Annotated in this window: 8 protein-coding genes; 3 read left to right on the top strand and 5 right to left on the bottom strand. The window is 65.0% G+C overall.

What is annotated here, in order from left to right; all coding sequences use genetic code 11:
• From A9W95_RS18920 to A9W95_RS18910, 3 genes are all read left to right on the top strand, one after another.
• Nucleotides 1-856 (top strand): cytochrome P450 (locus tag A9W95_RS18920; protein ID WP_156746284.1); only part of this gene is annotated, 856 nt, incomplete at its 5' end.
• Between the two features lie 19 nt (nucleotides 857-875).
• Nucleotides 876-1,715 (top strand): mycofactocin-coupled SDR family oxidoreductase, encoded by an 840-nt coding sequence (locus tag A9W95_RS18915; protein WP_067416148.1) that lies wholly within the window; start codon nucleotides 876-878, stop codon nucleotides 1,713-1,715.
• 23 nt (nucleotides 1,716-1,738) lie between these two features.
• Entirely contained in the window at nucleotides 1,739-2,569 is an 831-nt protein-coding gene (locus tag A9W95_RS18910; protein WP_371328095.1) for an SDR family NAD(P)-dependent oxidoreductase, read from the top strand.
• Here the strand turns inward: A9W95_RS18910 and A9W95_RS18905 are convergent.
• The 5 genes from A9W95_RS18905 to A9W95_RS18885 all read right to left on the bottom strand — a co-directional run.
• Complete coding sequence (locus A9W95_RS18905; RefSeq protein ID WP_067416142.1) at nucleotides 2,566-3,372, bottom strand: SDR family NAD(P)-dependent oxidoreductase; 807 nt, start codon at nucleotides 3,370-3,372, stop codon at nucleotides 2,566-2,568. The two genes, A9W95_RS18910 and A9W95_RS18905, sit on opposite strands and share 4 nt — an antisense overlap.
• A gap of 10 nt (nucleotides 3,373-3,382) precedes the next feature.
• A complete protein-coding gene (locus tag A9W95_RS18900) occupies nucleotides 3,383-5,821 on the bottom strand; it encodes a CaiB/BaiF CoA-transferase family protein (RefSeq protein WP_253851702.1) in 2,439 nt (812 codons plus the stop codon).
• Entirely contained in the window at nucleotides 5,822-6,937 is a 1,116-nt protein-coding gene (locus tag A9W95_RS18895; RefSeq protein WP_067416139.1) for a Xaa-Pro peptidase family protein, read from the bottom strand.
• Nucleotides 6,927-8,168: a Xaa-Pro peptidase family protein gene (locus tag A9W95_RS18890; RefSeq protein ID WP_067416137.1), complete on the bottom strand. Its 1,242-nt coding sequence runs from the start codon at nucleotides 8,166-8,168 to the stop codon at nucleotides 6,927-6,929. The genes A9W95_RS18895 and A9W95_RS18890 overlap by 11 nt, the downstream gene beginning before the upstream one ends.
• A gap of 2 nt (nucleotides 8,169-8,170) precedes the next feature.
• Nucleotides 8,171-8,705 (bottom strand): amidohydrolase family protein (locus tag A9W95_RS18885; protein ID WP_156746283.1); only part of this gene is annotated, 535 nt, incomplete at its 5' end.

The raw sequence follows: 8,705 nt of genomic DNA, 5'->3' as shown, positions 1-8,705 counted from the left end.
GGTCTTGACCGAAGAATTCGCCGTTCATGATGTTTTCATCGGAGGCGTTCATCGGTTTGCCGGCCTCGGTGCGCAGGTTGGCGTTGGCCCGATCGCGAGCAGCCTCTTGGAATTCTTCGGGTATGCCGAGCAGCATGCCGATCACACGCATTGGCATCTGCGCACCGAGGCCGGCAAACCGATGAACGCCTCCGATGAAAACATCATGAACGGCGAATTCTTCGGTCAATTCATCGACTGGCGTGCCGACCACCCGTCCAACGACATCATGACCGAACTGCTCAACGCCGAATTCGAGGACGAGACGGGGGTCGTGCGTCGGCTCACCCGGGAAGAATTGCTGCTGTACATCACCGTGGTATCCGGCGCCGGAAATGAGACCACTACCCGACTGATCGGTTGGGCCGGAAAGGTGTTGGCCGAGCACCCCGACCAGCGCCGAGCCTTGGTCGCGGACAAATCGTTGATCCCTCAGGCGATCGAGGAGTTGTTGCGTTACGAACCACCGGCCCCGCATGTCGCGCGCTACGTCACCCGCGACGTCTCGTATTACGGCCAGACGGTTCCCGCGGGCAGCGTCATGATGATGCTGATCGGTGCGGCCAACCACGACCATCGCCAATTTCCGCCCGACGGAGACGTTTTCGACATCAGACGCGAGGTGCGCCAGCACCTGACCTTCAGCGTGGGCACCCACTACTGCCTGGGTTCGGCGTTGGCCCGCCTGGAAGGGCGAATCGCCCTGGAAGAAATTCTCAAGCGCTTCCCCGAGTGGGAGGTGGACCTGACCAACGCCAAGCTGTCCCCGACATCGACGGTGCGGGGCTGGGAGACCATGCCGGCTGTGCTGAGCTGAGCGGAGAAATGAGGGAGCGATGACTGGACGAGTAAAAGGCAAGGTCGCATTCATCACCGGCGCGGCCCGCGGCCAAGGCCGCAGCCACGCGGTGCGATTGGCCCAGGAAGGCGCCGACATCATCGCCGTCGACGTCTGCAAGCCGATCGTGCAGAACACCACCATCCCGGCGTCGACGCCCGAGGATCTGGCGGAGACGGCCGACCTGGTGAAAGGCCTTAATCGCCGGATCTATACGGCCGAAGTCGATGTGCGTGACTACGACGCGCTGAAGGCCGCGGTGGATACGGGCGTGGAGCAGCTGGGCCGGCTGGACATCATTGTGGCGAACGCCGGTATCGGCAATGGCGGAGACACGTTGGACAGAACCACCGAGTATGACTGGCAGGAAATGATCGACGTGAACCTGTCCGGTGTCTGGAAAACGGTGAAAGCCGGTGTGCCGCACATCAAGGCGGGCGGCAACGGCGGTTCGATAATTTTGACCAGCTCGGTCGGCGGCATGAAGGCCTATCCCCACTGCGGCAGTTACGTTGCGGCCAAACACGGAGTCGTGGGAATCATGCGTTCCTTCGCCGTGGAGTTGGGGCAGCACATGATTCGGGTCAACTCCGTGCACCCCACCCATGTGAGCACCGCGATGATCATGAACGAAGGGACGTGGAAGTTGTTCCGGCCGGACCTGGAGAACCCGGGCCCGGATGACATGGCGCCGATTTGTCAGATGTTCCACACGCTGCCCATACCTTGGGTGGACGCCGAGGACATCAGCAATGCGGTGCTGTTCTTCGCTTCCGACGAATCCCGGTACGTCACCGGTGTCACCCTGCCTGTCGATGCGGGTAGCTGCCTGAAATAAAGTGCCGTCCCATGGACGGATTTCTGTCTAGCTTCGATGGCCGCGGGGCGGTCGTCACCGGCGCGGCCAGCGGCATTGGTTTCGCCACCGCTGTTGAGTTCGCTCGTCGCGGGGCCAGTCTGGTGCTGGCCGACGTCAATCAGCCCGGCTTGGAGCAAGCGGTTGCGCAGCTGCGCGCCGACGGATTCACCGCGCACGGCGTGCGGTGCGATGTCCGCCATCTCGATGAGGTTGTGCACTTGGCCGAGGAGGCCTTCAACCTGCTCGGGCACGTCGACGTGGTCTTCAGCAATGCCGGTGTGGTGATCGCGGGCCCCTTGGCCGAGATGACCCATGACGACTGGCGTTGGGTGATCGACATCGACCTGTGGGGCAACATCCACGCGGTCGAAGCTTTCTTGCCCAGACTGCTCGAGCAGGACACCGGGGGGCATATTGCCTTCACCGCGTCTTTCGCTGGACTGGTGCCCAATGTCGGCCTGGGCACCTACGGCGTCGCGAAATACGGCGTGGTCGGTCTGGCCGAGACACTGGCCCGAGAGGTGAAAGCCAACGGCATCGGGGTATCGGTGCTGTGCCCCATGGTGATCGAGACCAGCTTGGTGTCCAACTCGGAGCGGATCCGCAGCGGCGACTCCGGGGCGGCCGACACCCAGTCGGGCACGGTCGGGTCACTGCCGGCCCAAGACGACCGGATGACAGTTGCCGACGTCGCGCGGCTGACCGCCGATGCCATCGTCGCCAACCGGCTTTACGTGCTGCCGCACGCCGCCGCACGCGAGTCGGTCCGCCGCAGATTCGAGCGCATTGACCGAACCTTCGACGAGCAGGCCGCCGAAGGCTGGCAGCACTAGCTGGGCCCGAGGCGATACTTCCCGGTGTGCGGGTCGTGATACCACCCGCCGGCCGCGTGGGTACCGCCGTCTACGTGAATCGTCTGGCCGGTGAGGTACCCGGACATGTCGGAGGCGAGAAACACTGCTGTGCCTGCGATTTCGTCAACATGCCCCGGTCGGCCCATCGGGACGACGGCACCGATCCCGGCCAGCGCCGCCTCATCGCTGAGCCCGGCCAATCCCTCGGTCAGGGTGATGTCGGGCGCTATCGCGTTGATCCGGATGCCGTGCGGGGCCAATTCGAGGGCTGCGGTCTTGGTGAAGTTGATGACGCCGGCCTTCGCGGCGGCGTAGGCCGCGTAACCCGGCGCGGCGCGCACTCCCTCGATGGAAGTCAGGTTGATGATGCTGCCCGGCTGGTTCCCGGCGACCAGTTGGCGCGATACCCGTTGAGTACAGAGCAGGACATGACGCAAATTGGCTCGATACAGTGCGTCCCAGCCGTTTTCACTCGTGTCGAGCAGAGGCGCGGAGAACACGCCACCGGCGTTGTTGACCAGAATGGTCGGTGTGCCCAGTTCGGCTGTGGTGCGCTGCAGCGCGGCGTCGACTTGGTCGCTGTCCCGGACATCGGTGGCGATGCCCAGCACCGCCAAGGCGTCGGCGGTCTGCGCGCAGGTGTCCGGGTTGCGTTCCCAAATGGCCACTGAAGCACCAAAGGCCGCCAGGCCGGCCGCGATGCCGCGCCCGATGCCGGATCCGCCACCGGTGACCACCGCAACGCGATCGGTCAGCAGAATGTGGGATGGGTCGATGGGCATGAGGCGATGGTCATCTCGATGTGCGCCGAGCCGGCGCGTTGCCGATGACGCCCTCGGCTTCCAGTTCCCGGATGTCGGCGTCGGTTAAACCGATTTCGGTCAAGATCTCCCGGTTGTGTTGCCCGAGCAGAGGTGCCGGTTGGGCGTGGAACCGGCACGGCCCGCCGGAGAACCGCATCGGCACGGTGCTCAGCCTAGCCGGGCCGTTCACCGGATGATCGAGCACTTCGAAGAAGCCTCGAGATTCGAGTTGGCTGAGTTCGGTTTGCCGGTGCGGTTGCATCACTTTGGCCACCGGCACGCCGGCGTCCCACAGCGTCGCGACGACGTCGTCGCCGCTGCGGTGCGCACACCATGCGGCCAATCGTTCGTCGATCTCCGGCTCGTGTTCACGTCGTCCGGCCACCGTGGACAGAGCGGGATCCCTTGCCCAAGCGGGCGAGCCCAACGCGTCCACCAGGTGTTGCCATTGGTCGTCACTCGCCGTCGCGATAGCCACCCAGCTGTCGACACGGCCGAACTCGTCGACATCGGCCGTGCGGTAGAGATTTTGCGGCACGGCCGTCGGACCGTGATTGCCCGCGCGCTGCAGCAAGGCACCATGGGCGGAGTATTCGACGACCTGCTCGGCGGCGATGTTCAGGGCGGCATCCACCATCGCCGCTTCGACCAGAACTCCCTGACCGGTGCGGCGCCGGTGCTCCAGCGCCAGCAGCAGGGCGTTGATTGCGTGCACGCCCGCGTTGGGGTCACCGACGGAGTACGGTTCGTACGGCGGCCGGTCCGGGTAGCCGGTCAGCCAGCTGACCCCGGCGGCGGACTCGATGACATACGCGAACGCCGGGTTGTCACGCCATGGGCCGTCCAGCCCGAATCCGGGCATGCGCAATAAGATCGTATCGGGTCGGATCGACTGCACCGCAGCGAAATCCAGACCGATCTGGTCGAGTACGCGGGGAGTGAAGTTTTCCACGATGGCGTCACAGGAGGCGATGAGCTGACGAAGTAACTCACGCCCGCGCGTGTGTTGCAGGTCGAGGGTCAGGCCCTTCTTGTTGGTGTTGAGCGCCGAAAACACGGGCGACTTCTCCCACCACTGCTCCTCGGTGACCGGCACGCCGGCAATAAGTCGGGTGCCGTCGGGGTGGCGCGTCGACTCCACATGGATCACTTCGGCGCCCAGCATGGCCAGGAAATGCGTGCAACATGGGCCCGCCCAGAAGGTAGTCAGGTCCAGCACCCGCAAACCCGCGAGTGGCATCCGTCGCGATGATGCGGCATCCGTCGAACGCATTGCCCCGGCCGCGATGTCGCGGGTGGTGGCCTGATACAGCGCAGTATGTTCGCCCAGCTTCGGCGGCCTCCCCGGCGGGCGAAGCCGGGCGGGGTGCATCCGGTACGGGTGCGCGGGCTGCTGAAAGCCGTCACGTGGATTGCTCACAAAGGAATTGCGCGCTACGAAGTGGTCGAGCGTAATGATGTTCGCGCCATTGGCGACCGGAGCGTTGGGGATACGGAACGCGGTTGCCAACTCGCGGATTTCATCGACGGAGTGGCTTCGCACCCAGTCGTAGATGTCGTCGGCGTAAAAATTGGCCAACTCGGTGATCGACAGCGGCGACTCCTCGTCGATCCACTCCGGGTGACCGGTCATGGCGCACAGGTCAAACCACTGCTGAGCCGTTCCGCAACCCAAGTCGACCAGGCCATCCATCGCCTGAGCCACCCCGGGCACAGTAAGTCGCCGGGCGTCGCGCCATGGCCTGCCGAGCACCTCGAAGTACGTGACAGGGTAATAGGTCAAGCAGAGAATCTGTGTCTCGAGCATCGACAGATCCACCAAGTCGCCGGTGCCGCCGTCATTTTGACGATGCCGCGATGCCAGGGTCGCCGCACTGGCGTACGCACCAGCCAGATACTCTCCGACCTGACCGCCGATGAACACCGGCGCCCGGTCCGGAACCCCTCTGCCCAACCCGATGATTCCGCCGGACCATGCTTGCAGCGTGAATTCCGTCGCCGCGCGATCACGCCAGGGGCCGTGCAACCCAAATGGTGTGATCGACGTGACGGTCAGATGCGGGTGACGACGGTGCATCTCTTGCGGCGTCAGGCGTTGCGCCTCAGCGAGTTTCGACCCCCTGGACCACACCACCGCGTCGGCTGCGGTCAACAACTTGTCCACCAACTCAAGGTCGTCGGTGACATCAGGATCGGCAACGACACTGTGCTTGGATCCGGCCAAGAAGTTGAACAAAGCGCCGTCGACGCCGGGCCGGATGGCAGCACCGGATGCCGACCAATAGCGCAACGGATCACCCTCTGGGGGTTCAACCTTGATCACGTCGGCGCCGCCGTCGGCGAGGATCTTGGTGCAGTAGGCACCAGCGATGCCGGTCGACAAGTCCACCACCGTGAACCCGGTCAACGGCGGCTCGGTTTCAACCACTCAGGCCTGCCAGAACGGGCTGGTGGTCAGCACGTCGGCGCCGTCGGCGGTGATCAGGACGGCTTCGCGACCGAACACCGCGCCGATACCGGCTTCCCACACATAACCGGTCACGGCGAGAACCATCCCGGGCTCGAGACGTTCGGCCGCCGCCGTATCGGGCAGCTGCGCAGAGACGACGGGCGCGTCGAACCCCATACCGAGACCCCGCGCCACCGGCATCGGCGGTGCCGGCTCCCCGGCGGCCTGGTACGCAGCGATCAGGTCGGCTGACCCGGCGCCCGGCCGGCATGCCGTGATCAGCTTGCGCCACAACGTGTCCCAGCGCCGGTACAAGGCACCGGCGTCAACGCTGCCGACCGGCCAAGTGCGGCCCACCTCACCGATGTATCCACCGGCGAGCACACCGGCGGAGAACGCCACGAGGTCACCGGTCTGGATTCGGCCATCGCCGTCGGCGCGTCGCCATGGGTGATCGCGGGACGTCACCCACGCCACGTCCTGATTCGATGGGGTACTCACTCCGCCGGCCGCCAGCGCCTGCAGCAGCACCCCGGCCAGGACTTGCTCACTGACCCCGGGCCGCAATTCGGATACCGCAGCGGCCAATCCCGCCTCGGCCACCGCCACCGCCTCCCGCAGCGCGCCGATTTCCTCGGCGGTTTTGATGCGGCGGGCTGCGCGCATGGCCACTTCGCCGTCGACCAGTTCGGCGTTGGGAAACGCGGTCGGCAGCAGGTGCGCGAAAACCGGTGACAGAGCATCGGTTCCGACGCGTCGCGCGGTGTCGGCGCCGTCAATGTTTTTCAGCACCGCGATGGTGTTCTTCGGGTTCCAGGTGATGCCGTACAGGCGCTCATGGGGAATGTCGTCGGGCACTCCCTCGTCCCAGGTGCTCAGCAGATGAACCGCACCGGTGGCGCGCACCAGCACGCAGGCCGGGCCGAACGGTCGTGTGCCGGCAACCCAAAGTTGTGGCGCACCCGCGACATAACGGACATTGGCCTGCCGACCCAGGACGAGAATGTCGAGATCGTGCGCCGCCATTTGGGCCAGCGCCCGCTGTCTGCGGCCGTTGCGCAGCACCCGATCGTCGGGCAGGACTTCAGTGGACATAGGGGTCATACGGGTAGTTAGTCAACCGTTCCCAGCCGTCTTCGGTAATCACCAACACCTCTTCACTGCGGTATCCGCCGGTGCCGTCTTCCCACACCACCGGTTCGAGTACCAGCACCATGCCCGGTTGTAGGACGAATCGTTCGTCGAACTCCTCGCCGAGATCAGTACCGATCATTGGCATTTCGGCAGCGTTGACGCCGATGCCGTGGCCGAGGTAGAAGTGTGGCAGCCACGGCCGGCTGCCGCCGTTGGCAGCAATAGCCGCGCGGCCCAGGTCGGCCGCGGTGGCTCCGGCGCGAGCCACTCCCAGCACCGCGGTCACGATGTCGTACCACTTGTCGAATTGGGCCTGCTGGCGCGGCGTCGGATCGCGCCCGACGATCCAGGTTCGTCCGAAGTCCGAACAGTAGCCGTGGTAAGTGATGCTGACGTCGGTCCACAGCACGTCACCTGCGGCCAGCTCTCGCTCGGTGGTCAGCAGCGGCAACGCCAAGTCGCCGTGGGTAGTCCAGACGCCGTCGGCCTTGCTCTGCGGCATCACCTGCCAGATGGGCTCCAACATGCTGGCGGTGGCGCCCAGCTCGAACGCGCGGCGCAAGAATCTGGCCGACAGATCGATTTGACGTATACCTGGGGCCAGCGCCCGCTGCACCTCGACCATTGCCTCGTCGGTGATGCGGATGGCGGTGCGCATGCAAGCCAATTCGTCTTGAGTTTTGACGACTTTGGCGGCGCTGACAATCGCGGCGGCGTCGGCGGGAGCGCCGCTGGGAAACAACAGCTTGGCCGCACGCGTCATGGCGCCGGTGTACTCGTCGACGGCGATGGTCGCCCCTGCGGGAATCAGGTCCGACAACAGCCGCGCGAATTGCGCCACACCTTCGTCGAATTCGAGATAGACCGGGCCATGCAAGTGGTCGGCGGGCAGCTCCCCTTCGTCGGCTGCTCCCTCTCGGAACGGCAGAAAGAGGTGCGGCCAGTCATCGTCGGCAAGGACAACCGCAACTGGCCGTTCCACGTGTGACAACCCGGCGTCACCCAGTGGCCAGCTGGTGCCGGTGGCGTAGACGACGGCGTTGTTGCCCAACAGCACCAGCGCGTCGACTCCGCGTTCGGTCATAGCCGCGCGCAGCCGGGCGCCGGTCTCGCGCCGCATCCGGGTCAAGTCGGGCGCCGGCGGAATCACCGACCCGACGGCGCCGCCGCCGGAGGGCGCCAACGTCGTCACCCTTACACGCCCAAGAACGCAGTGATGTTGCCGCTCACGATCTTTGCGGCGTCCGCCGGCCCGACGGCGTCCACGACGGCGGCCAGTGATTTCTCCGAGTAACCGTAGGTGCTTTCGTTGTGCGGGTAATCGGACGACCACATGACCCTGTCCACCCCGATGCGGTCGATCAACTGCAGGCCCAGCGGATCGACCATGAACGACGCGCTCATATGTGTGTCCCAGTAGTACCGCACGTCATGCTGTAGCGGCCGGTTGAACATGTGTTGGTAGGAGGCAACGAGATGCTCGGCGTCCTGCAACGCCCAGGGCACCCAACTGATGCCGCCCTCGAACCAGCCGATCCGCAACTGTGGGTGCGCATCGAGGATGCCGCCGAAGATGTACTTGGAGAAAGTTTCCCGGAAGCCGTCGATGTTGATCATCATGCCAACGACCACGCTGTTGAATTCGCATGGACTCTTCGGCGGCGTTTCCCCGATGTGGTGGGTCACGGGCAGTCCGGAGGCTTCGATCTCGTCCCATACCGGGCTCATC

It is taken from the genome of Mycobacterium sp. 1423905.2, assembly GCF_001673155.1.
Taxonomy (GTDB): domain Bacteria; phylum Actinomycetota; class Actinomycetes; order Mycobacteriales; family Mycobacteriaceae; genus Mycobacterium.
Note: the sequence above shows the minus strand (reverse complement) of the source record. Positions and strands in the feature narration are given on the sequence as shown.

Bases quoted from the DNA above. Each gene is read 5' to 3' on its own strand.
- A9W95_RS18915 (WP_067416148.1), top strand. From the start codon at position 876: ATGACTGGACGAGTAAAAGGCAAGGTCGCATTCATCACCGGCGCGGCC.
- A9W95_RS18905 (WP_067416142.1), bottom strand. From the start codon at position 3,372: ATGCCCATCGACCCATCCCACATTCTGCTGACCGATCGCGTTGCGGTG.
- A9W95_RS18895 (WP_067416139.1), bottom strand. From the start codon at position 6,937: ATGTCCACTGAAGTCCTGCCCGACGATCGGGTGCTGCGCAACGGCCGC.